The sequence below is a fragment of the Nocardiopsis sp. N85 genome, from assembly GCF_028882275.1.
Lineage (GTDB): Bacteria > Actinomycetota > Actinomycetes > Streptosporangiales > Streptosporangiaceae > Nocardiopsis > Nocardiopsis lambiniae.
Genome location: NZ_JARBUT010000011.1, coordinates 15,936 through 37,763 on the forward strand (window position 1 = coordinate 15,936; position 21,828 = coordinate 37,763).

General features: G+C 69.7%; 23 protein-coding genes. 13 read left to right on the top strand and 10 right to left on the bottom strand.

The genetic code is table 11. From position 1 onward, the window contains the following. Positions 1-87 precede the first annotated feature (87 nt). Positions 88-459, bottom strand: coding sequence for a thioredoxin (gene trxA, locus PWG71_RS16565; RefSeq protein ID WP_274810641.1), 372 nt, complete (start codon positions 457-459; stop codon positions 88-90). 232 nt (positions 460-691) lie between these two features. On the opposite strand from trxA, the gene PWG71_RS16570 reads away from it, so the two are divergent. Together PWG71_RS16570 and PWG71_RS16575 are read left to right on the top strand one after the other, a co-directional pair. Further along, entirely contained in the window at positions 692-1,051 is a 360-nt protein-coding gene (locus PWG71_RS16570) for a YidH family protein (RefSeq protein WP_274810642.1), read from the top strand. Next, positions 1,048-1,419, top strand: coding sequence for a DUF202 domain-containing protein (locus PWG71_RS16575; RefSeq protein WP_274810643.1), 372 nt, complete (start codon positions 1,048-1,050; stop codon positions 1,417-1,419). The genes PWG71_RS16570 and PWG71_RS16575 overlap by 4 nt, the downstream gene beginning before the upstream one ends. 338 nt (positions 1,420-1,757) lie before the next feature. Here PWG71_RS16575 and PWG71_RS16580 read toward each other — a convergent pair whose 3' ends face one another. From PWG71_RS16580 to PWG71_RS16590, 3 genes are all read right to left on the bottom strand, one after another. Then, the gene (locus PWG71_RS16580; protein ID WP_274810644.1) at positions 1,758-2,741 is read right to left on the bottom strand and encodes an NAD-dependent epimerase/dehydratase family protein; all 984 of its coding nucleotides are present in this window, start codon (positions 2,739-2,741) and stop codon (positions 1,758-1,760) included. A 109-nt stretch (positions 2,742-2,850) separates the two neighbouring features. After that, complete coding sequence (locus PWG71_RS16585) at positions 2,851-3,564, bottom strand: PIG-L deacetylase family protein (protein ID WP_274810645.1); 714 nt, start codon at positions 3,562-3,564, stop codon at positions 2,851-2,853. Between the two features lie 119 nt (positions 3,565-3,683). Then, complete coding sequence (locus PWG71_RS16590; RefSeq protein ID WP_446725043.1) at positions 3,684-4,391, bottom strand: WbqC family protein; 708 nt, start codon at positions 4,389-4,391, stop codon at positions 3,684-3,686. A gap of 388 nt (positions 4,392-4,779) precedes the next feature. Between PWG71_RS16590 and PWG71_RS16595 the strand changes: the two genes are divergently transcribed. After that, complete coding sequence (locus PWG71_RS16595; protein ID WP_274810647.1) at positions 4,780-6,279, top strand: glycosyltransferase family 2 protein; 1,500 nt, start codon at positions 4,780-4,782, stop codon at positions 6,277-6,279. 167 nt (positions 6,280-6,446) lie between these two features. Then, entirely contained in the window at positions 6,447-6,854 is a 408-nt protein-coding gene (locus tag PWG71_RS16600; RefSeq protein ID WP_274810648.1) for a DUF3817 domain-containing protein, read from the top strand. On the opposite strand, the gene PWG71_RS16605 is transcribed toward PWG71_RS16600, so the two are convergent. From PWG71_RS16605 to PWG71_RS16620, 4 genes are all read right to left on the bottom strand, one after another. Further along, entirely contained in the window at positions 6,830-7,627 is a 798-nt protein-coding gene (locus PWG71_RS16605; RefSeq protein WP_274810649.1) for an SURF1 family protein, read from the bottom strand. The two genes, PWG71_RS16600 and PWG71_RS16605, sit on opposite strands and share 25 nt — an antisense overlap. A 514-nt stretch (positions 7,628-8,141) precedes the next feature. After that, positions 8,142-8,684 carry a type II toxin-antitoxin system RelE family toxin gene (locus PWG71_RS16610; RefSeq protein WP_274810650.1) on the bottom strand — a complete coding sequence of 181 codons (543 nt, stop codon included), beginning with the start codon at positions 8,682-8,684 and terminating at the stop codon, positions 8,142-8,144. After that, positions 8,684-8,989: a prevent-host-death family protein gene (locus PWG71_RS16615; RefSeq protein WP_274810651.1), complete on the bottom strand. Its 306-nt coding sequence runs from the start codon at positions 8,987-8,989 to the stop codon at positions 8,684-8,686. Before PWG71_RS16615 ends, PWG71_RS16610 begins: the two co-directional genes overlap by 1 nt. A gap of 574 nt (positions 8,990-9,563) precedes the next feature. Further along, the gene (locus PWG71_RS16620; protein WP_274810811.1) at positions 9,564-10,082 is read right to left on the bottom strand and encodes a DinB family protein; all 519 of its coding nucleotides are present in this window, start codon (positions 10,080-10,082) and stop codon (positions 9,564-9,566) included. A gap of 151 nt (positions 10,083-10,233) precedes the next feature. On the opposite strand from PWG71_RS16620, the gene PWG71_RS16625 reads away from it, so the two are divergent. Further along, the gene (locus PWG71_RS16625) at positions 10,234-10,998 is read left to right on the top strand and encodes an alpha/beta fold hydrolase (protein WP_274810652.1); all 765 of its coding nucleotides are present in this window, start codon (positions 10,234-10,236) and stop codon (positions 10,996-10,998) included. Positions 10,999-11,001: 3 nt separating this feature from the next. On the opposite strand, the gene PWG71_RS16630 is transcribed toward PWG71_RS16625, so the two are convergent. Next, entirely contained in the window at positions 11,002-11,394 is a 393-nt protein-coding gene (locus tag PWG71_RS16630; protein ID WP_274810653.1) for a VOC family protein, read from the bottom strand. Between the two features lie 372 nt (positions 11,395-11,766). On the opposite strand from PWG71_RS16630, the gene PWG71_RS16635 reads away from it, so the two are divergent. From PWG71_RS16635 to PWG71_RS16650, 4 genes are all read left to right on the top strand, one after another. Then, positions 11,767-12,651, top strand: a complete 885-nt coding sequence (locus PWG71_RS16635; protein WP_274810813.1) for an ABC transporter ATP-binding protein — start codon at positions 11,767-11,769, stop codon at positions 12,649-12,651. Next, positions 12,648-13,505, top strand: a complete 858-nt coding sequence (locus PWG71_RS16640; protein ID WP_274810654.1) for an ABC transporter permease — start codon at positions 12,648-12,650, stop codon at positions 13,503-13,505. The genes PWG71_RS16635 and PWG71_RS16640 overlap by 4 nt, the downstream gene beginning before the upstream one ends. 76 nt (positions 13,506-13,581) lie before the next feature. After that, positions 13,582-13,776, top strand: a complete 195-nt coding sequence (locus tag PWG71_RS16645; protein ID WP_446725044.1) for a helix-turn-helix transcriptional regulator — start codon at positions 13,582-13,584, stop codon at positions 13,774-13,776. Positions 13,777-13,803: 27 nt separating this feature from the next. Beyond that, entirely contained in the window at positions 13,804-14,349 is a 546-nt protein-coding gene (locus tag PWG71_RS16650; RefSeq protein ID WP_274810656.1) for a hypothetical protein, read from the top strand. Between the two features lie 3 nt (positions 14,350-14,352). Here PWG71_RS16650 and PWG71_RS16655 read toward each other — a convergent pair whose 3' ends face one another. Beyond that, positions 14,353-15,015 carry a class II aldolase/adducin family protein gene (locus PWG71_RS16655; protein WP_274810657.1) on the bottom strand — a complete coding sequence of 221 codons (663 nt, stop codon included), beginning with the start codon at positions 15,013-15,015 and terminating at the stop codon, positions 14,353-14,355. 293 nt (positions 15,016-15,308) lie between these two features. Between PWG71_RS16655 and PWG71_RS16660 the strand changes: the two genes are divergently transcribed. The 4 genes from PWG71_RS16660 (at position 15,309) to PWG71_RS16675 (ending at position 21,813) form a co-directional block, all read left to right on the top strand. Next, positions 15,309-16,859, top strand: a complete 1,551-nt coding sequence (locus tag PWG71_RS16660; protein ID WP_446725040.1) for an aldehyde dehydrogenase family protein — start codon at positions 15,309-15,311, stop codon at positions 16,857-16,859. Positions 16,860-16,962: 103 nt separating this feature from the next. After that, positions 16,963-18,534, top strand: coding sequence for a GMC family oxidoreductase (locus PWG71_RS16665; protein ID WP_274810659.1), 1,572 nt, complete (start codon positions 16,963-16,965; stop codon positions 18,532-18,534). After that, positions 18,531-19,850, top strand: a complete 1,320-nt coding sequence (locus PWG71_RS16670; protein WP_274810660.1) for a quaternary amine ABC transporter ATP-binding protein — start codon at positions 18,531-18,533, stop codon at positions 19,848-19,850. Before PWG71_RS16665 ends, PWG71_RS16670 begins: the two co-directional genes overlap by 4 nt. 10 nt (positions 19,851-19,860) lie before the next feature. After that, on the top strand, positions 19,861-21,813 hold the full coding sequence (locus PWG71_RS16675) for an ABC transporter permease (RefSeq protein ID WP_446725041.1): 1,953 nt from the start codon (positions 19,861-19,863) through the stop codon (positions 21,811-21,813). Positions 21,814-21,828: the final 15 nt, after the last annotated feature.

A 21,828-nucleotide genomic window follows, 5' to 3' on the forward strand; every position in this document is an offset into this window, starting at 1 on the left:
ATGACCGGACGCGGTCGGCCGTGGCCGTTGGCGGACACGACCGTGCCCCGGTCGACGCGGACGTCGACCGGGGCACCGGGGGTCTCCTCAGACGGATTCGCCGGACTGCTCGGCGATCTTCTTCTTGACCTCGTCCATGTCCAGCTCCCGGGCCTGGGTGATCAGGCTCTCCAGGGCCTCGGAGGGCAGCGCGCCCGGCTCGCTGTAGATGACGGTCTGGTCCCGCACGATCATCAGCGTCGGGATGGACTGGATCTTGAACTCGAAGGCGAGTTCCCGCTCGGCCTCGGTGTCCACCTTGGCGTGCACGATGTCGGCGTTCTTGTCCGCGGACTGCTCGAACACCGGGGCGAACTGACGGCAGGGACCGCACCAGTCCGCCCAGAAGTCGATGAGGACGAAGTCGTTGTCCTTCAGCGTGTCCGCGAAGTTGTCCTTGGTCAGAGCGACGGTGGGCACGAGATCTCCTGGTCTGTCGGTATCGGGGGGGCCGGTGGGCCGACCACCCCCTTCTTCGGTGAACTACAGCGATGGTGCCCACTCGTTTGTTCCACAAGCGTGTGGAGCACCACTGTCGGGCTCCACCGGACCGACGGTCTCCTACCCAACACGTGGTGCATACCTGTTTGGGTGGAAAGTGAGGTTGGGGCTACGGTCGGACAGGAGGGATGAGAGAGCGGGGGGTGGTTCGATGGACGCCGACACGGTCGATCACGGATCCGGCAAGGACGGGGCCGTCGACTACCGCTTCACCCTGGCCAACGAGAGGACCTTCCTGGCCTGGCTGCGCACCTCCCTGGCCCTGCTCGCGGGGGCCGTGGCCGTCCTGCACCTGCTCCCCCTGGGGTGGGACGACGCATCGCGCACGGTGGTCGGCCTCACGCTGGCCGCCCTGGCCGCCCTCATCACCGTCTACGCGCCCCTGCGCTGGTACCGGGTCCAGCGCATCATGCGCGCCGGGGGCACGCTGAAACCGAGCCTGCTGCCCATCCTGACCACGATCGCCGTGGGAATGGTGTGCGTGATCGTCCTCGTGGGGAACCTGCTGTGAGGAGTCCGCGGGATCGGGGCGACCCCGGCCTGCAACCCGAACGCACCCTGCTCTCGTGGCAGCGCACCGTGATCCTGCTGGTGGTGGTCGCGCTGCTGTTCCTACGCGGCGAACTGGTCCCGGGGGCGTCCTTCGTCCCCCAGGCGCCGCCGGCGCTGCGGGCGGCCGTGATGTTCGGGCTCCTCGCCGTCGCCATCGTCCTGGGGTTGCACCTGTGGCTGCGCTGGCGGCGGATCGGCGAGGGCGTGCTCGACCCCGAGACCGGGCGGACACCGACGGCGGTGGGCGCGCCCTGGGCCATGGTCATGCTCTGCGTGGCCGTGCTGGCCCTGAGCGTGGTGCAGATCCTGACCATCGTCCTGGGCTGAGCGGTCGGGAGACCGATCCGGCGTCTTCCGGGTCCGGCGCCCCGGCGTGGACGCTCGCGCCCGTCTCGACCCGAGCGGGCGGAGACCCCGGGCCGGATCGTCTTCCGTGTGTTCCGTCGGCCCCGTGGTCCCGGGCGGACGCGGTGGGGAGAGGGGGTCTTCGGGCGGCCGGGCTTCCCCTGGTTCAAGGGGGAATCCGGAGCCGGCGGCGAGTGGGGCCGGTCGTCTCCATGAGCGGGGATGGAGTGGTGCGCCCTGGGCGGGCGAGGGGCGGGATCCCGGAGAACGTCCGGCGTTCCCGGCCTCGATCGAGTGGGGGAACGTGCGTCGGATGTGCCCTACACCGGCTGCGGAACGCCTTCCTGGGCCCGGTGGTACGTCACGATCGAGTCGATGATGGCGTTGAGGTCCCGGGTCGGCTCGTACCCGACCAGGGCCTTGGCCAGCGAGGTGTCCGGGTAGCGGCGCTGCATGTCCTCGTACCCCTCACCGTAGGCCTCGTCGTAGTCGATGTAGACGATCTCGCTGCTCGACCCGGTCAACTCCACCACCCGGTCGGCCAGTCCCTTGATGGAGACCTCCTCGTGTCCGCCCAGGTTGACGGCCCGGTTGTAGGCCTCCGGGGTGTCCATCAGCCGCAACAGGCCGGGGACCACGTCGTACACCGAGCCGAAGCAGCGGCGCTGCGCCCCCGTCCCGTGCACGGTGATCGGCTCGCCCGAGAGGGCCTGCTCGACGAACCGGGGCACGACCATCCCGTAGCGGCCGGTCTGCCGGGGCCCCACCACGTTGAAGAACCGGGTGATCACACACGGGACGCCCGACTCGGAACCGTGCACGTAGGCGACCAGTTCGTCCAGTCCCTTGGCGGCCGCGTAGGACCAGCGACTCTTGGTGGCCGAGCCGTAGATCCGGTCGTCGTCCTCCTTGAGGCCGTCGGTGTCGTTCTTGCCGTAGACCTCGCTGGTGGACGCCACCATGTAGGGCACCCGGTTGGCGACCGCGGCCTCGACCACGTTCTCCGTGCCGTGCAGGTTGATCCGCAGGGAGCGCAGCGGGTTGTCCACGATGTTGTAGACGCCCACCGCCGCGGCGAGGTGGAACACGGTGTCCGCCTCCGCCACCAGGTCGTGGACCAGATCCCGGTCCAGGATGTCCCCCTGGACGAAGCGGAAGCCCGGTGTGTTCTCCAGATGGACCAGATTCTCCGATGAACCGGTCGACAGGTCGTCCAGGACGACCACCTCATGCCCCTGCGCGACGAGATGGTCGCACAAGTGGGAGCCGATGAACCCGGCTCCACCGGTGACTACAGCCTTCATGGTTTCCCCTCCACATTTTCACAGGCGTTGTGTTGTCTTGTTTCACGGGGTGATGGCGCGAATGGGATGGCGGGGGAGTCGTGTCGCCGGAGCGGGTGGCCGGCATCGGTCAGGCCAGACAGCGCAGAACGTGGAAACCCTCTCCGAAGGCCACGCCGGCCTGCATGCCCCGGAGGGCGGCCAGACTGCGCAAGGTCAACTCCGAACGGGTGTGGGGGTGTCGATGGCACTGCGATCCGTACAGTTCCATGGCGTGGATCTTGTCCCCCACCTCCTTCTCGGACAGTTCCACGATGAGGCCGGGGGAGCAGGTCGGCTCCAGCCGCCACTGGTCGGCGGCCTCCTCGTAGGCGAGCGCCAGTCGGGGGTGGTGGCGCAGCGCGCGGTCGGAGGGGCGCAGCGCGGTGTGCACGGCCTCGGCGATGGCCTGGTGGTCCTGGTTGTAACTGGTCCGGTGGGGCGCGACGACCACGGTGGGACGCAGGCGGGACATGGACAGCGGGCTGGAGGCCTCGATGATGTGGGCGAGGTCCACCCTCGGGACGGCGTCCAGCCTCAGGTGGTACTCGTCGCCGGGCAGGGCCATGTGCCAGTCGTCCCAGCGGAAGTGGTCGGCGACCTTCTTGATCTCGGCGTAGCGCTCCTCCGCGGTGGAGAAGCCCTTCGGCGACTGGTCTGCGGTGTCCCCGACGGTCATGAACTGCACGAACACCTCGGCGCCCGCGGCCTTGGCCTTGCTCATGAGACCACCGCAGCCGAGTGTCTCGTCGTCGGGGTGAGGGGCGTAGACCAGGATGCGTTCCTGGGACCAGTCCGTCATCATGCTGCTTTCCCGTCCTTTGCCGAGTGAGGGGCGCGCCCGTACACGACCGCTTCGAGCGTGCAGGCGCCCTGGGCGTCACGACGGCCGGAGGGCCGCCGTGGAGAGATCGACTCTTGAGATCAGCTCTGCGTTCTCGCCCGTCGGAGGATCTCCAGGGCGTCGGGACCCGCGTTGAACAGCAGGTCGAGTGCCGACAGCCGGGGCGCGAAGTCGTCGGCCTCCCGCTGGTACTGGCGGTAGACCGGGTGCTGGAAGCCCTGCCACTCCACGTCGATCCCGTACCGCAGCAGGATCTCCGGGTTCAGGTAGTCCCGTGCGCCGTCGCCGGACAACAGGACGTCCGCTCCGGTCTTGGCGCAGATCTGGGCCAGCAGTTCGCTCTTCTGGCCGGGGAAGTCACCGATCTCGCTCGCGCGCAGGATCGGCGTGTCGATCCCGAAGCCGCGCATCACCAACCGCATCGTCGCGATGGACAGCTCCGCGAGGTCGTTCCACTCGGTTTCGTACAGGTGAACGATTTCTTCCTTGAAATCGCTCCAGTAGGGCGTCTTGGAGTAGCAGTGTTCGGCCAGTGCCTTGTAGTGCTTGCTCCTCCATTTCTGGCTGTTATCAATGGCTTTGTCCAGAATTCGATCGTCGCGACTGCCCTGGTTCACCGGGACGGTCAGCAGCACCGGCCGGCCACGTCCGGCCACATAGTTGCGGTTTTGCCAACCGCGACGCTCGAACTGGACCGTATCGAGGACAACGAAACGGTCGCATCGGTCGAGTTTGTCGACCATCCCCAGCCACGGCAGATAGTGGGGTTGGTGCACCGCCACCCGGATCCCGTGAGCCGGCCCCGACTCCTCGCTGGTGAGGGGTCGGTCCCCCGGCTGTCGGGCCGGAGTATCGGGATCGGGATCGGGCGAGGGGGATACGGAGTCGCCGATCACGCCGAGCATTCTCCTTCTCTCCGTCCGTCATGAGTCACAGGGCCCTCCGAGGGGTTCGGGCGGCCTCGGATAAACCGGTGGCGCGTACGCCTCCGATCCCCTGTCTCAAATATCTTCTAATGGGTACCACCTCACACAAGCCCGTGTATACGATTTGCGTGGCCTACATAGGACGCGAACTCGGGTGAACCCCTCCAGGTGGCAGGGCGTCAACCTAACGCCGACTTAGCGGGTTAACGTCGGTCCGAAACCGATGACTTTCGGGAGGGGTCCCAAGGCTGTGCGTATCGTACGTTTCGTCGGTGGTCTGTTGGTCGGGTTGTTCGCCCTGGCCTTGGCCGTCGCACTCTTCGTCTTCTGGTTCGACTTCGCGACCGACATGGCCGCCGCGGCCGGTCTCGGCCCCGTGGGGTACGTGTTCCTGTGGCTGGCCTTCGGCGCCAACCTTCTGCTCTGGACCGTCATCGGGCTGCTGCGCCTGGGCGACGACTCCGTCCGCGCCGTACTGAGGCGCGACTCCACCGCCGGCGCTCGCCCGTCGGTCCGTTCCCGTGAACGCGTCCTGGTCGGTTCCGGCGGCTCCGCCGGCGCCGGAGGGGAGGGCGCCGACGCGGACACCGCCGTGGCGACCACGGGCGGGGAGGCCCCTCCGGACGCCTCCCTCGCCGTGATCATCCCGGCCCACAACGAGGAGCCCGTCATCGGCGGGGCCATCTCCTCGGCGCTGGGGCTGTTCCCCCGGTGGGACATCTACGTGGTGTCGGACTCGTCCAAGGACTCCACCGCCGATATCGCCGCCAAGACCGGCGTCAACGTGCTGGAGCTGCTCACCAACCGCGGCAAGGCGGGCGCCATCGAGGCGGTCATCGAGGAGTTCTCGCTGACCGACAACTACGACGGCGTCCTCATCCTCGACGCCGACACCGAACTCGACGCCGGTTACGTCGAGGGGGCCCGACGCCAGCTGCGCGATCCCGGTGTCGCCGCCGTCGCCGGGTTCGTGGTGTCGGAGTGGAAGCCGAACGAGCGCACCTTCATCGGGCGGATGATCTCCGCCTACCGCGACCGCCTGTACTTCATGCTCCAGTACCTCATGCGGTTCGGGCAGACCTGGCGCGGCACCAACGCCTCGTTCATCGTCCCCGGGTTCGCCAGCGTCTACCGCAGCGAGGCGCTGCGCGAGATCGAGGTCAACCCCAAGGGCCTGGTCATCGAGGACTTCAACATGACCTTCGAGGTGCACCACAAGCGCCTCGGCAGGATCTCGATGAACCCCGACACCAAGGCCTACAGCCAGGATCCGTTCACGTTCGTCGACTACCGCAAGCAGGTCGGCCGGTGGACGCTGGGCTTCTGGCAGACGGTGCGGCGTCACGGCGTCTGGCCGAGCATGTTCTGGTTCTTCCTGGCGCTGTACATCCTCGAAGTGGTGGTGGTCTCCCTCATCCTGCTGCTGACCACGCTGATCGCGGGGTTCGTCCTGGTCGGGACGTTGGCGGGGGCGTCGTTCGTGGCCGTGCCCTTCGTGGGGACGTCCTTCACCGCGGTCACCGCGTTCCTGCCGCTGACGGCGCTCGCGATGGGTCTGCTCATCCCCGACTACATGCTCACCTGCGCCATGACGGCGATCCGGCGGCGCCCGTCGTACCTGATCTACGGCCTGCTCTTCTTCCCGATCCGCGTCGTCGACGCCTTCATCACGCTGAAGATGCTCCCGAAGGCCTGGACCGCCGAGTCCGACGGCCGCTGGTCCAGTCCGGACCGCGTCGCCAAGAAGTGAACCGGGAGGGGCGCGGGATCCGGCCCGCGCTCCGAGGGCGTCTTCCGCGAAGTGAGGGACGGCACGCACCACCCCGGGGACGGCCGGTTCCGGACAGCGTTTAGCCTCGGGAAAGGGACCCCGACCCTTCTCGGGGTACGAGTCGTCCGAGTGGGTGGGAAGTAGCGGTGGACAAGAGCCGGGTGTCGTTGGTGTTGTACCGGGTGCTGGCCTATGTGACCGGTGTCTTCCTTCTCGGGCTGACCTTCGTGGCCATGCCCGCCAAGTACCTCGTCGGGGAGACCGCGCGCTTCTCCCTGGTGTCGGCGCCGGCGGGGCTGGAGCACTGGTTCGGCCCGGAGTCGCCGCTGATGCTGTTCATCGCGATGCCGCACGGCTACATCTACATGGTGTACGTGCTGGTGGTGCTCTGGGTGGCCCTGGACCGGCGGTGGAGCGCGCCCAAGACGCTCGGCGTCGTCCTGGCCGGCACCATCCCGATCCTCGGTTTCGTGGTCGAGCACAAGGTGGTCGAGGCGGAGAAGGCCCGGGAGTCCGGAGCCGCCGCGGCTCAGGAACCCGCGGCCGCCGGCTGATCTTCGCCCGCAGGGGCCTCCTCCGACGCGGAGGGGGCCCCTGCGTCGTCCCGGGCGTCGGCCAGTTCGCGGCGCATCGTCAGGATCCAGAACACCATGCCGGAGACGCCGAACATCGCCCACTGGACGGTGTAGCTCAGGCTGCGCCAGTTGACGGTGAGCCCGGTGGGGGGCTCGGGCGGTGGCACGGGGGTGAGCCCCTCGGCCGCCGGGTCGCCCTCGGGCAGGACGACGTACCCCTCGTAGAGGGGGTGATCCCACTCGTTGACGAGCAGGGAGGTGGCGATCCGTTCGATCGTCCCCTCCTCCGTGGCGATGGGGGTGAACCCGCCGTCCTTCACGGGGGGCAGCAGCCACCCGGTGACGGTGACCTCGTCGGTGGTGACCTCGGGGATCTCCGCTCCCTCGGGGACCCAGCCGCGGCCGATCGTCACGGCGGCGCCCTCGGCGGTGACCAGCGGCAGGATGACGTCGTGGCCGCGGACCCCGTCCTGCTGACGCGGGACCAGCAGGAGGTCCTCGGGGGCGTAGCGGCCGCTGACGGTCACCGCGGTGTTGGCGAAGCTGTCCGGGTGCAGGTACTCGCCGGGTTCGAGCAGCCCTTCCAAGGGCACGGCGTCGGCGAGGTCCTCCGCCGGGTTGGTGATGACCTCGCGGTCGGGCTCGAAGGCGCGGGCGAACTGCCAGGCGGTACCGGCGACGCACACAGCGGCGACCAGAAGGGCGACGAGGTGGATGCCGATCCACCGAGGACTGAACAACGGTGATCTCACCCGACCAGGCTATGCGCGCCCTCGGAGAGGGTGTTCATGACCCCGGGTTGACACTGCCCACGGCCCCTTGGCGCGGTGTCGACGGAGCGATGGCGATCACTTTAAGTAGTTTCTCGTGACTGAGGGTTGTCTTGCGAGGTCGTGGTGGGTAGTGTCTCTATCAACGCGGAACGACAAAGTCGCTCCGGGCCCCACGGGCCGCAGAGCGCACCGAGCCGCCCGCGTGACAGGCCTTCAGGCCGCGACTCCAGGGGGGAGGAGTCGCAGGCCGCTCCCAGCGCGGGGGTCGCTTCCGTACTTTGAGGGGGGATGCGGAAGCGACCCTCGCCACCTCGTAGACGGGGACGTTTCCACTGATCAGTGGGGGCGTCCCCGTCGGTTTTCCGGGCATGTCCCGCGTTGCTGATACGCGTTGGGACACCGCGGGCGGAGTGGGTCCGGCTGTCCGGGCCCGTGCCGGCCCGGACCGGCGGCGCAGCGAGAGGCGGCCTGGTGGTCGCGAGTCCGAGATGATTCAAGGAGCACGACTCGGCCTAGGTCGGTGCGGTCGTGATCGGAAGTCGGACCAGAGGTCCACGGCCTGTTCCAGGCTGAGGGCGGCCACCTTCTCAGGGGGCATGCCGACAGTGTGGATCAGGCGTTCGGCCAACCAGTCCGGGACGGGCTCTCTCGTGGGGGGCGGTTCGTGCGCCAGCCTTTCCGCCGGTTTGCCGAGGTGCTCGATGACGACCGCGAGCTTCTGGGCGGCGGGGGTGTCCCCCGAGGCTGTCCGGACTCTCCGGGAGGCCTCGGCGTAGACCTGGGCGTCGGCTCGTGTTCCGACAGCCCAGACCTCGCAGATTTCCACATGTTTCTCTTCAGTGACGCGGTACACGACACGCCAGGTGTTGCGTCCGACGATCAGCTTTCTGAAACCGGTGAGCTCACCGCCCAGGGGATATCCGGCCTCCGGGTTCTCTTCCAGGAGCAGGACCTTCTTGAGGACCTTGGGAACGGCGTCTGGGCCGAGCCGCCGCAGGTCGTCGAGGGCGGCGTCGGTGAAGGTGATCTCGGCCATCAGTCCTCGGGGAGTTCTTCGAGTGAGGCGCGGCTGTGCCCGAAGGCGGCCAGCACGTCGTCCATGGAGGTCCGGCGCCCGCCGTCCGTGAGCTCCCGAGCCATGACCAGGGCGAGGTCCCTCAGATCCGCCTCCGCCTGCTCCAGCTCCGCGAGCCGGGAGAACGCGACCACGGCCGCGACCGGCTCGCGTCGGCGGGTCACTATGACCTCGGTGCCCTGTTCCGCGTCGTGGACGATGCCTGCGACACCACGTCTGGCCGCATCGGTGACGCTGATCTGCTGAATGTGCTCAAGAATCGCCATACCTCAACTGTATAGAAAAATGTATAGATCGGCGAAGGAGTGATCGCCCTGACCGATCCCCTGAGAGGGGCCCTGTGCCGGCTCGGACGCCCCGCCGCTGATACCCGTTCTGATACTGCCGCCCCGGTATCGGGGTGCCCGGGGATGTTCCCGGATGTGCTGGGGGCGGTGTCCTACCTGTCCTTGCGTGTCCCTGCTGGTATCCGGAGGCGCCTGGTTCCGACATGTACACGGGATGCGGAAGCGACCCTCGCCACCTTTTCCACGGGGTGCGCCCATCGGGCGCACCCCGTCGGCGTTGCCGCGGACCCCGCTGTGCTCCTTGAGTGGTCTCACGCCCACCGCTCGCCGCTGGTCGAGGAGGGTCCGCACCTCGCGCGGAACGAGCGTGTTCCCTTCCCGGGCCGTGGAGTGGTGGGCCTCCGAACGCCGGATGTCGTCCCGGACGGCTCCGGCCTCGCGTGGATCGGGTGGACCACCGTGACGTCGAAGGTCCTCGACGGCCTGCTCCGGGCGTTGGCGGGCATCATGGCGACGAGGATCCCGTACCTCACCGCGCCGGCCGCAGGCGTGATCAGCCCATGCTCTTCCGGCCGTCGAGGGACTCGCGGATGATGTCGGCGTGTCCGCAGTGCTGGGCGGTCTCGCGCAGGATGTGCAGCAGCACGTCGCGGACCGACCAGGAGGCGCCGCCCTCGAACCACGGGGCGTCCGGGAGCGGGTGGCCCGACTCCAGGTCGGGCAGGGAGAGGACGATCCGGTCCGTCTCGGCGGCGACCCGGTCGTACTCGGCGAGGGTGCCCTCCAGGGTCTCCCCGTCCAGGAGCCGGAAGCCCCTCTCGTGCTCGACGTGAGCGCTCGGGTCCTCGTAGTCGATCGGCTCGGTGGGCGGGCCGTCCACCACGAACCGCATCCAGTTCTCCTCGACCTGTGCCACGTGCTTCACCAGGCCCGCCAGGGTCAGTTCGCTCGCGGTGGTGCGCCGGGTCGCCCGCTCGTCGTCCAGGCCCTCCACCGTGTGACGGAGGAAGCCGCGCTGGTCCGCGAGCATCTTCAGGAGGGAGGTGCGCTCGGCATCCGTCACCGTTGACATCATGACCACCTTCGCTGTCGCCGTGTCGGTGATCCGACCCTAGGAAGCGTGTAGGACGGATCCGGTCCTCCACTCGAAGGAGGAGGCGGATGATCGTGGGGCCTTTCGGGTCCTTCCGGATACCCTGGCGTTCTGGCGACTCGGAGGCCTCATGACCATTCCGCTCCAGTACCGGATCGACGGACCGCGACACGCGCCCGTCGTACTGCTCGTCCCGCCCTTCGGCACCACCATGTCGGTGTGGGAACCACAGATGCCCGAACTGACCCGCAACCGTCGTGTCCTGCGGGTCGACCACCGCGGCCACGGTTCCTCGCCCGCCCCGGCCGACGCCTGCGGCATCGAGGATCTGGCCTTGGACGTGCTCGGTCTGCTGGAGGTCCTGGAGTTCAACCGGGTGTCGGCGGTGAGCGCCGGGTTCGCCTCCTCGCTGCTGGTGTGGATCGCCGCCAACTCGCCGCGCACGCTGGAGCGGATCGTCCTCCTGGCCGCCGCTCCGCGCACTCCGCCCATGCACCGCTGGGATCGGATCGCCGACCGGGCGCGTGAAACGGGCATGGAGGCCGTGGTCGCCGACGTGTCGCTGCCCTGGTTCACCCCGGACATGGCGGAGGAGCGCCCCGAGGTCGTCGACCGGTTCACCGGGAACCTCGGAAAGGTCGACTCCGACGCCTTCGCGGCGGTGTGCGACGCGGTGCACGGCATGGACCAGCGGCACCTGGTCGCGGGCGTGCGGGCTCCCACCCTGGTGGTGTCGGCCGCGCACGATCCGCTGCTGCCGCCCGGTCACGGGCGCAGGCTCGCCGACGGCCTCCCCGACTCCCGGTTCGAGGTGGTCACCGGGGCGGCGCACCTGCTCGGGGTGGAGCGGGCCGACCGGGTCAACGAACTGCTGGTCCGGCATGTGGCCCCGTGACGCTCACAGGAGCGGTCGGCTGATCTCCAACAGGTAGCCGTCCGGGTCGCGGAAGTGGGCGGCCCGGATCCCCCAGGCCGTCCAGTCGCGGGGCGCCATCACCTGGGGGGCGCCGTCGGCGACCAGCCGGGCCGCGGTGGCGTCCACGTCGTCCACCTCGAACACCACGGCCATGCGGTCCTGGTGCGGGAGTTCGGGGTCGGCGGTGTCGGTCTCCAGCGCCTCGGCCATGACCTCGCGCTGGTTGAGCGCGAGGCGGGTGCCGGACTCCACGTCGAACTCGGCGTAGCGGCTCTTCTCGTCGCCGCGCAGGACCGGGAGTTCGAGCACGTCGGCGTAGAAACGGAAGCAGGCCTCGTAGTCGTCGACGAGGAGCCGGATATAGCTACAGCGCATTCGGGGGCCTCCCAGCGGGGTCTGTGATCGTCGGCACCAGTGTGGGGTCTCGGGGTGACGTCCTTCCTGAGTATGCGTACCCGGTTTTCGGCTGATCCGTGGCGCCGACACGGGGAACGTGCGGATTTTCGCGTCCGGCCGCATGCGGTCACACCCCCCTCCTCCACCGCCGGTGGCCCCTCCGCCCGAGCCGTATTCTCCCTCCATCGATATGTAGTGACTGTTCTTATGAATGTAGTACATGTACTATCGATCGCAGTAGAGAGACGACGAGGAGGTGTGACCGTGACGGATGTCCGAGTGCGATCGGTGGCCCGCGACCAGGCCTTCGGAACCCCCGAGGAACCCGCGATCACCGTGCGCGACCTGCGCATGAACTACGGCCGGACCGAGGTCCTGCGCGGCGTCGACCTGACCGCCCGCCGAGGTGAGGTCATCGCCCTGCTGGGGCCCAACGGTGCCGGCAAGACCACCACCATCGAGATCCTGGAGGGCTTCCGGGCCCGCTCGGCCGGCCGGGTCGAGGTGCTGGGCATGGACCCCGCCCACGGTGACGAACGCTGGCGGGCCCGACTCGGGGTGGTCATGCAGTCCTGGCGCGATCACGGCGCCTGGAGGGTGCGCGACCTGGTCGACCACTTCGGTCGCTTCCACGCCCCCTACTCCGAGCCGGGGCGGACCCGGCCCCACGACACCGACGGACTGTTGGCGGCGCTCGGCCTCACCGAGCACGCCCGCAAGCGGGTGCGCACCCTCTCCGGCGGCCAACGTCGCCGCGTCGACGTCGCCCTGGGGCTGGTCGGCCGCCCCGAGCTGCTCTTCCTCGACGAGCCCACCACCGGTCTGGACCCGCAGGCCCGGCGTGACTTCCACGAGCTGGTCCACCGGCTCGCCGACGAGGAGGACACCACCATCCTGCTCACCACCCACGACCTGGCCGAGGCGGAGAAGCTCGCCGACCGCATCCTCATCCTGGCGGGCGGGCGCATCGTCGCCGACGGCAGCGCCGACCGGCTCTCCACCCTGGTGGGACGACAGAGCGAGGTCACCTGGAGCGTCGATGGGGCCCGCCACGTGCACTCCACCGACAACCCGGCCCGGCACGTCGCCGAGCTGTACCGCGTGCACGGTGACGACATCACCGACCTGCGCGTGCTCCGCCCCTCCCTGGAGGAGGTCTACCTGGACCTGGTCCAGCGCTCCGAGTCCGGCGACGCCGAGCGCGCCGCCGTCGAGTTCGCCGAGGAGATCCGATGAACCCCGTCCCCAACGCCGTCCGCGCCGGCTTCTCACGCGGCTGGATCGAGTTCAAGAACTCGTTCGCCAACGTGGGAGAGGTGCTCGGCGGCTACCTGCTCACCCCCGCCCTCTTCCTGGCCGTCGCCGTGTTCTCCGCGGACTCCACGGTGGAGGGCGGGCGGACCCCGCTCTCCGCGTTCCTCATGACGACCGGTGTGACGATGCTCCTGCTGATACTCGGCACCGCGACGATCGCCCAGGTCATCGGTAGTGAGCGCGAGGACGGCACCCTGCTGCGCGCCCGCGTCGCCCCCAACGGGATGCTCGGCTACACCGTGGCCAAGAGCTGGCACCTCCTCACGATGGCGGTCGTGTCGCTGGCGCTCATGCTGCTGCCCGGCCTGCTCTTCGTCGACGGCTTCGCCGTCCAGGGCGTCTCCGGCGCGATCACCCTGGTCTGGGTGTGCCTGCTGACCCTGCTCGCCCTGGCCCCGATCGGGGCCATCGTCGGCGCGGTCCTGAGCAACCCGCGCACCGGCGTCGGCCTGCTCATGCTCCCCGTCCTGGGACTGACCGGGATCTCCGGGGTGGTGTTCCCGATCACCTGGATGCCGGGCTGGCTCCAGACCGTCGCCCAGATCTTCCCCGCGTACTGGGCCGGCCTGGGCGTGCGCGCCGCCGTCCTGCCCGAGGCCGACGCCGTCCTCGAACTCGCGGGCTCCTGGCGGCTGCCCCAGGTCGCCGGGGTCCTGGCACTGTGGGCCGTGGTCGGGTTCGCCGTCGCGCAGTGGGTCCTGCGACGGATGGCCCGCGGGACGTCGGGTTCGAGGGTCCAAGAGGCCAGGGAGAAGGCGATACAGCGTGGCTATTGAGGAGAAGAAGGGCGGTTCCGCCCGCCGAGGCAAGGCCGCGGCGGGGAACACCGAGGTCATCCACAACCGCATCGCCATGCTGCGGGCCGAGCGGGACGTGTCACGGCGCCGGCTCGCCGAGGCGCTCGGGGTGCACTACCAGACCATCGGCTACCTGGAGCGGGGCGAGTACAGCCCCAGCCTCCACCTGGCGCTGCGGATCGCCCACTACTTCGAGGTCCCGGTGGAGGTCGTCTTCTCCACCGAGCCCTTCCCCCGCATCGGCCACTGACCGAACCCGAACCATCGAAGGAGCACCATGTTCATCGGACGACCCGACAGCCGGACCCAGGAGCGCATGCGCGCCATGGTCGAGAACCCGCGTCGGCGGGCGTTCTGGGCGGCGCGGTCGCGCCGCCGTATCGCGGTGATCGTCATGACGGTCATCACCCTGGCGGCCGCGCTGCTCCTCGTGCTCCCGCTCGTCGTCGACGCCTCGTGGTCGCCGATCCCGTTGATCTCGCTGGTCGGGTTCGTGGGCCTGATGCTGCTGACCATGGTGATCGCCGCCCAGGTCAACATCGCCACCCGCTGGGTGGTGGGCTACCGGGGCGTGGACGAGTTCCAGCGCGCGGAGATGGACCGGGCCACCCTGCTCGGCCACCACGTGACCGCCGGTCTGGCCACCCTGCTCATCGCGGTGACCGCCGCCTTCGCCACGGCGGCGCCCGGGAGCGGCATGGACGCGGAGCTTCCGTTGGCGGTCCTCGCCCCGTTGGTGCTGATCACCGCGATGGCCCACGCCGCGTTCCCCGCCTGCTTCCTGGCCTGGACCCGCCCCGACGAGGTCCCCGACGTGGAGTAGCCGCTACCAGATGTCGGGGCCGGCCCAGCCGTAGGTGTCGCGGTGGGAGATCGCGGCGAGCTCGTCCTCGGACAGGACGCGGGGTTCGCCCAGTCGCCGGGCCCTCAGGTAGGTGGCGCACAGCCAGTCGAGCAGGCGCAGGTTCTCCAGCGCCTGCTCCAGGCCCCGCCCCAGGGCGACCCCGCCGTGGTTCGACAGCAGCGCGGCGTCGCGGCCCTTGAGGGCCTTGACCGCCTGGTCGGCGATGTCCCCGGTGCCGTAGGTGGTGTACGGGGTGACGGCGACGGCCCCGCCGAGTCCGGCGGCGCGGTGGTGGATCGGGGGCAGCTCGGCCAGGACCGAGGAGACCGCGACGGTGTCGGCGGTGAAGGCGTTGACCACGGCGGTGACCTCGCGCCCGTGGTCCGCCGCCTGCCGGTGCACCGCCATGTGCAGCGTCGTCTCGGCGGCCGGGTCGCGACGGCCCTCCAACATCCGGTCGTCCAGCGACATCACCGGGCAGTCGGCCGCCTGGATCTGGTCCAACGGCACCCCGTGAGGTGTGACCACCACCAGGTCACCGCTGCGGACGCTCAGCGTCGCGGACTCGCCCGGTGCCACGCCCGGGGCGGTGGCGAGGGCGCGGGCGGTGAGGCAGAGATCCCGTCGTTCCTGTTCCAGCAGCATTTTTCCTCAAGGGGTGCGCGGTCACGGCCCAGGGGCGGGCCGTCGGTGCTGGGCGCCCGAGGACCGGGCGAACCCACTTAGGTACACCTAAATGTACGTCAAAGACTCTCCCCCGTATTCCCCCGGGGCAGGGTGTCCTCGGGTACGGGAACCTCTCCGGGGCATAGTTTTTCACCCCGGCGTCACGTCGAGCCGACCACGGGTGACGGTTTCCGGGCAGGGCGTTCCGGTCGTTCAGGACGGAATGCGCGGGTGTTGTGACATGAGTGACCCATGAGAAGAAACCGTTTGTGATGATCGAACCAGGGGAAACCGGACCCGTGAACGAACGCCATGAGACCCTGCCCGAGGCCCCCTACCTGGCGCCTCCGGGTTCGACCCGGGCCACCAGCCTCCACATCGACGGTACGTGGAGGGCCGCCCGGGACGAGCGGGTCAGGGAGATCCTCGACCCCGCGGACGCCTCCGTGCTGACCGTCGTGAGCGAGGGCGGGGGCGCCGATACCGAGGACGCCATCGCCGCCGCCAAGCGGGCCTTCGCCGGCCCCTGGCGGCGCACCACCGACGGAGAGCGCGGCCGTCTGCTGGACCGTGTCGCCGACCTCCTCCAGCGCGACCGCGCCGAGATCGCGGTCATGGAGTCCCTCGACACCGGCAAGACCATCGAAGAGGGCGGCATCGACGTCGACGACGTCACCGAGGTCTTCCGCTACTACGCGGGCCTGGCCGACAAGGACACGGGTCGCCTGGTGTCCGCGCCCGAGGGCGTGCACAGCAGGATCGTGTACGAACCCGTCGGGGTCTGCGGCCTCATCACCCCGTGGAACTACCCCCTGCTCCAGCTCGCCTGGAAGCTCGCCCCGGCCCTGGCCGCCGGGAACACCTGCGTGATCAAACCCAGCGAGGTCACCCCCGTCACCACCCTCAAGCTCATGGAGCTGGTGGTGGAGGCGGGCGTCCCCGACGGGGTGGTCAACCTGGTCACCGGGAGCGGTCCCGAGGCCGGCGCGCCCCTGTCCGAGCACCCCGACGTGGACCTGGTGTCCTTCACCGGCGGTCTGGCCACCGGGCAGCGGATCATGGCCGCCGCCGCGCCCACGGTCAAGAAGATCGCCCTGGAGCTCGGCGGCAAGAACCCCAACATCGTCTTCCCCGACGTGGACCTGGACACCGCCGTGGACTACGCGCTCTCCGCCGCGTTCTTCCACTCCGGCCAGGTGTGCTCGGCCGGGGCGAGGCTCATCGTCCACGAGGACCTCCACGACGCCTTCACCGCCGAACTGGCCCGCCGCGCCGAAGCCATCCGCATCGGCCGCGGCCAGGAGGAGGGGGTGCGCTGCGGCCCGCTGGTCTCCGAGCAGCACCGCGCCAAGGTCGAGGCGGCCGTCGCCCGGGGCGTCGAGGAGGGAGCCCGGATCATCGCCGGCGGCCGGCGCCCCGACGACCCGGAACTGCGGGACGGCTACTTCTACCGCCCCACCGTCCTCGTCGACTGCGACCGCTCCATGGACATCGTGCGGACCGAGGTGTTCGGCCCGGTCGTCACCGTCGAGCGCTTCCGCACCGAGGAGGAGGCGATCGCCCTGGGCAACGACACCGACTACGGGCTCTCCGGCGGTGTGTGGACCGACGACACCGGGCGCGGCGAACGCGTCGCCGCCGCCCTGCGCCACGGCACCATCTGGATCAACGACTACGGACCCTATTTCCCGGGGGCCGAATGGGGCGGTTTCGGTCGCAGCGGCATCGGCCGCGAACTCGGCCCGTCGGGGCTCGACGAGTACCGCGAGGCCAAGCACGTCTACCGCAACCTCGCACCCGAACCGCAGCGCTGGTTCGGCTGACCCGGGCCCCCGGGGCGACCCGCCCCGAGCCACGACGCACGACAAGGAAGCACGGGTCGATTTCCCCGGCGTCCCCCGGTGACACAACGAGAGGAATCAGGCCGTGTCCCACGAGGAGACCTACGACTACGTCATCGTCGGGGGCGGCACCGCGGGATCGGTGCTCGCCCATCGGCTCACCGACGACCCCGACACCACCGTGTGCCTCATCGAGGGCGGGCCCGACGACCGGGACCTGGAGCACGTGCTCCGTCTCCGCGACTGGTTGAGCGTGCTGGACGGCGACCTCGACATGAAGTACACGACCGTCGAACAGCCGCGCGGCAACTCCCACATCCTGCACTCGCGGGCCCGCGTGCTCGGCGGCTGCTCCTCGCACAACACGCTCATCAGCTTCCGGCCCTTCGCCGAGGACCTCGACGACTGGGTCGCGGCCGGCGCCGAGGGCTGGGACAACGCCACCGTCCAGGGCTACGCCGACCGGATCAGGTGCAACATCGTCCCGGTCGCCGAGAAGGACCGCAACACCATGGTCCGCGACTGGGTGGAGTCCGCGGCCGAGGCCACCGGGGTCCCGATCATCGAGGACTTCAACGCCGTGACCTCCCATGGAGGCGGATTCGCCGAGGGCGCCGGGTTCCTGTCCATCGCCTACGACCCCTACACCGGGTACCGCTCCTCGGCCTCGGTCGCCTACCTGCACCCCATCATGGACGTGCGCGACAACCTCACCGTCCTCCTGGAGACCTGGGTGGACCGGATCGTCCTGGACGGCGACCGCGCCACCGGGGTGGAGGCCGTCGGCCGGGACGGGAAGCGGATCGCCGTCACGGCGCGGCGCGAGGTCATCCTGTGCGCCGGCGCCGTCGACACGCCCCGCCTGCTCCTGCTCTCCGGCATCGGCAACGCCGAGGACCTGCGCGAAGTGGGCATCGAACCCCGGCACGACCTGCCGGGCGTGGGCGAGAACCTGCTCGATCACCCCGAGTCGATCATCATGTGGCGGACGAGCCGTCCGGTTCCGGAGAACACGGTCATGGACTCCGACGCCGCCCTGTTCGTCCGGCGCGACGACTCCGACCCGCGCCCGGACCTGATGTTCCACATCTACCAGATCCCCTTCGACGACAACACGAAGCGCCTGGGATACGCCTCCCCGCCCGACGGATACGCCGTTTGCATGACGCCGAACATCCCCCGCTCGCGTTCGCGCGGCAGGCTCTACCTCACCAGCGCCGATCCCGAGGTGAAACCGGCCCTGGACTTCCGCTACTTCACCGACCCCGACGGCTACGACGAACGGACCATCGTCGACGGTCTCAAGATCGCCCGGCGGGTCGCCGAGACCGAGCCGTTCCGGTCGTGGCTGGAGGAGGAGGTCGCCCCCGGGCCCGGGATCCGGAGCGACGAGGAACTCTCCGAGTACGGCCGGCGCGCCGCCCACACCGTCTACCACCCGGCGGGCACGTGCAGGATGGGCGCCCCCGACGACCCCGACGCCGTCGTCGATCCGCGCCTGCGGGTCCGGGGTCTGCGCGGTCTGCGGATCGCGGACGCCTCCGTCTTCCCGACCCTGCCCACCCCCAACCCCATGGTCATGGTCCTGGCCGTGGGCGAGCGCGCCGCGGATCTGGTGCGCGAGGACCACCGGGCCGAACGCGAGGAGAGCCGATGAGCACCCTGACCACCGAACCCACCGTTCCCCCGGGGCACAGTCACGGCACGTCGGACGTCACCTTCTCCGTCCGCAACCTGTGGAAGATCTTCGGCAAGAACGCCGGCTCCATCGTCGGCACCGATCTGGAAGGGGCCGACCGGGACCGGATCAAGGAGGAGACCGGCTGCACGGTGGCGGTGCGCGACGTCTCCTTCGACGTCCGTCCCGGTGAGATCTTCGTCGTCATGGGCCTGTCCGGGTCCGGCAAGTCCACGCTCATCCGGTGCCTGACCCGGCTCATCGAACCCACCGCGGGGCAGGTCGTGCTCGACGGGGAGGACATCGGCACGGCGAGCCCGCAGCGGCTGCGCGAACTGCGCCGCTACAAGATCGCCATGGTGTTCCAGCACTTCGGGCTGCTGCCCAACCGCAAGGTCATCGACAACGTCGCCTACGGTCTGGAGGTGCGCGGCATGACGCGCACCGAACGGTACGAGCGGGCCGGTCGGATGATCGACATGGTCGGCCTGTCCGGCCACGAGGACTCCCGGCCGGGAGAGCTGTCCGGCGGCATGCAGCAGCGCGTCGGCCTGGCCCGGGCGCTGGCCGTTGACCCGGAGGTGCTGCTGTTCGACGAACCGTTCAGCGCCCTGGACCCGCTCATCCGACGCGACATGCAACAGGAGGTCATCCGCCTCCAACGCGAGCTGTCCAAGACCTCGGTGTTCATCACGCACGACCTCCAGGAGGCGCTCAAGCTGGGCGACCGCATCGCCATCATGCGCGACGGCGAACTCGTCCAGGTGGGCACCCCCGAGGAGGTGGTGGGCCGGCCGGCCAACGACTACGTCGCCGACTTCACCTCCGACGTCGCCCGCACCACCGTGCTCACCGCCCGGTGGCTGGTGCGCGACGCCTTCCTGGAGGAGAGCACGAACGGACCGATCACCGAACCCGACACGGTCCTGGCGGAGGTGCTGCCGATGCTCGCCGCCAGTACCGCTCCGGTGCGGGTCGTGGAGAACGGCCGGCTCCTCGGGTACGTGGGCCGCGACGACGTGCTGCGCGCCATCGCCGAGGACCAGTTGGACGACGCCTCCGTCGCCGCCGCGATCGAGAAGGAGACGGTGGGGGAACTGTCGGACCACCTCGTCGACCACGGTTCCGACAACTGGTCCGATGTCGACGCCACCGGAGCCGACCGGCCGGGCGAGGTCGGGCCGGCGGAGACGACGGTGCCCTGGAACGCCGACACCGCCACCCGGGCCCACGGGGACACCGTCGTCGACCCCGACGGATACGGCGGACCGGCGCCGACGGGGAGCGGTGGGTGACGTGACCGCGATGACCACGCCCTCGAACAGGGGCGCCGGAGCATCGGACGGGGCACACCCACGACGCGAGGCGGCCCCGGGCTTCTCGGCGTCCCCCTGGTTCCAGGCGCTGCTGGTGATCATCGTCCTCGTGGTCGGCTACGTGATCGCGCGCTCCCTCGGGATCGGTGGCGGGTTCCCCGGCACGACCGGCGAGCGTTTCATGGCGTGGCTGGACGGGATCTACGCCTGGATCGTCGTCAACCGCAACGACAGCCCGCTGTTCCTGTACTTCTTCAACTACGTCTCGGTGGGGCTCGGGTCGGCCGTGGTCCTGATCGACCGGCTCCTGGGACTCCTCACCTGGCCCGGTGTGACCGTCATCGGCGTGCTCGCCGCCTGGCGCGTCGCCGGGTGGCGGGTGGCGTTGCTGGTGCTCGTCACCTTCGGCGTGTTCGCCCTGACCGGGCTGTGGGACGAGTCGATGACGACGCTGGCGCTGATCATCACCTCGGTGTCCATCGCCCTGCTGTTCGGCCTCCCGCTCGGCATCCTGGCCGGGCGCAGCGACCGCTTCCACCGGGCCATCCGGCCCGTGCTGGACTTCATGCAGATCATGCCCGCGTTCGCCTACCTGCTGCCGTTCGTGCTGCTGTTCGGCATCGGCAACCCGGCGGCGGCCGTGGTCACCGCGGTCTACGCGATCCCGCCGGCGGTGCGCATCACGGCGCTGGCCATTCGCGGGGTGCCCAAGGGAGCGATCGAGGCGACCACGTCGCTGGGGTCGACGCCGTGGCAGATCCTCACCAAGGTGCAGCTGCCGTCCGCCCGACGCACCATCCTGTTGGGCGTCAACCAGACCATCATGCTGGCCGTCTCCATGGTCGTCATCGCGTCGGTCATCGGCGCGGGCGGCCTGGGCGACGCCATCTACCAGGCACTGTCCAAGGTCAACGTGGGGCAGGCGCTCCAGGCCGGACTGGCGATCGTCATGCTCGCCATCGCCATGGACCGGGTCACCGGCGCCGTCGGGCACGGGACGCGCACGCCGGACATCCCCGACCGCTACCGGCTGCCGCTGCTGGGCACGGGGCTCATCGTCTCCATCGTCACCGTCGGGGTGGCCCGGCTGCTGGGGGTGGAGGGCTGGCCGCGCGACCTCTCCGTCGACATCAGCGGTCCGGTCAACGCCTTCGCCGACGGGCTCCAGGCGGCCATCGGTCCGTTCACGACGGCCCTGGGCACCTGGACCCTGGACCGGGTCCTGAATCCGCTCAGCGCGGTGCTGGGCGGCGCTCCCTGGCCGCTGGTCGTCCTGTGCGCCACCGCCCTCGGGGCGATCTTCGGCGGATGGCGCGCGGCCCTCGTGTCGGCGGGGTCGTTCCTGGGCGTGGGGCTGCTGGGGGTATGGGGGAACGCGATGGACACCCTGTCCCAGGTACTGGTGGCGTCGGTGCTCACCATCGCCCTCGGCGTGGTCGTCGGGGTGCTGATGTCGCGCAACGACGTGTTCGCCGTGATCCTGCGGCCCGTCCTGGACGCCATGCAGACCCTGCCGCCGTTCGTGTACCTGATCCCGGCGGTGGCGCTGTTCGGCATCGGCCGCGTCCCGGCCCTGGTGGCGGCGGTCATCTTCGCCCTGCCGCCGGTGATCCGCCTCGTCAACGACGGCATCCGGGGCGTGCCCCCGGCGACCCTGGAGGCGGCGACCTCACAGGGGTCCACCGGATGGCAGCTGCTGACCAAGGTGGAGTTGCCCATGGCGCGCGGCTCGCTGCTGCTCGCCGTCAACCAGGGGCTCATCCTCGTCCTGTCCATGGTGGTCATGGGCGCCCTCGTCGGCGCCGGATCACTGGGCTTCGACGTGGTGTTCGGCCTGGCGCAGAACCAACTGGGGCTGGGTCTGGCCTCGGGTCTGGCCATCGTGTGCCTGGGCCTGTTCCTGGACCGGGTCACCCAGGGAAGGAAGGTGCGACGTGCGTAGGGGACGTCTCGTCCG

Bases quoted from the DNA above. Each gene is read 5' to 3' on its own strand.
- PWG71_RS16570 (WP_274810642.1), top strand. From the start codon at position 692: ATGGACGCCGACACGGTCGATCACGGATCCGGCAAGGACGGGGCCGTC.
- PWG71_RS16580 (WP_274810644.1), bottom strand. From the start codon at position 2,741: ATGAAGGCTGTAGTCACCGGTGGAGCCGGGTTCATCGGCTCCCACTTG.
- PWG71_RS16585 (WP_274810645.1), bottom strand. From the start codon at position 3,564: ATGATGACGGACTGGTCCCAGGAACGCATCCTGGTCTACGCCCCTCAC.
- PWG71_RS16610 (WP_274810650.1), bottom strand. From the start codon at position 8,684: ATGGCCGAGATCACCTTCACCGACGCCGCCCTCGACGACCTGCGGCGG.
- PWG71_RS16615 (WP_274810651.1), bottom strand. From the start codon at position 8,989: ATGGCGATTCTTGAGCACATTCAGCAGATCAGCGTCACCGATGCGGCC.
- PWG71_RS16620 (WP_274810811.1), bottom strand. From the start codon at position 10,082: ATGTCAACGGTGACGGATGCCGAGCGCACCTCCCTCCTGAAGATGCTC.
- PWG71_RS16625 (WP_274810652.1), top strand. From the start codon at position 10,234: ATGACCATTCCGCTCCAGTACCGGATCGACGGACCGCGACACGCGCCC.
- PWG71_RS16630 (WP_274810653.1), bottom strand. From the start codon at position 11,394: ATGCGCTGTAGCTATATCCGGCTCCTCGTCGACGACTACGAGGCCTGC.
- PWG71_RS16635 (WP_274810813.1), top strand. From the start codon at position 11,767: ATGAACTACGGCCGGACCGAGGTCCTGCGCGGCGTCGACCTGACCGCC.
- PWG71_RS16640 (WP_274810654.1), top strand. From the start codon at position 12,648: ATGAACCCCGTCCCCAACGCCGTCCGCGCCGGCTTCTCACGCGGCTGG.
- PWG71_RS16645 (WP_446725044.1), top strand. From the start codon at position 13,582: ATGCTGCGGGCCGAGCGGGACGTGTCACGGCGCCGGCTCGCCGAGGCG.
- PWG71_RS16650 (WP_274810656.1), top strand. From the start codon at position 13,804: ATGTTCATCGGACGACCCGACAGCCGGACCCAGGAGCGCATGCGCGCC.
- PWG71_RS16655 (WP_274810657.1), bottom strand. From the start codon at position 15,015: ATGCTGCTGGAACAGGAACGACGGGATCTCTGCCTCACCGCCCGCGCC.
- PWG71_RS16660 (WP_446725040.1), top strand. From the start codon at position 15,309: ATGATCGAACCAGGGGAAACCGGACCCGTGAACGAACGCCATGAGACC.
- PWG71_RS16670 (WP_274810660.1), top strand. From the start codon at position 18,531: ATGAGCACCCTGACCACCGAACCCACCGTTCCCCCGGGGCACAGTCAC.
- PWG71_RS16675 (WP_446725041.1), top strand. From the start codon at position 19,861: ATGACCACGCCCTCGAACAGGGGCGCCGGAGCATCGGACGGGGCACAC.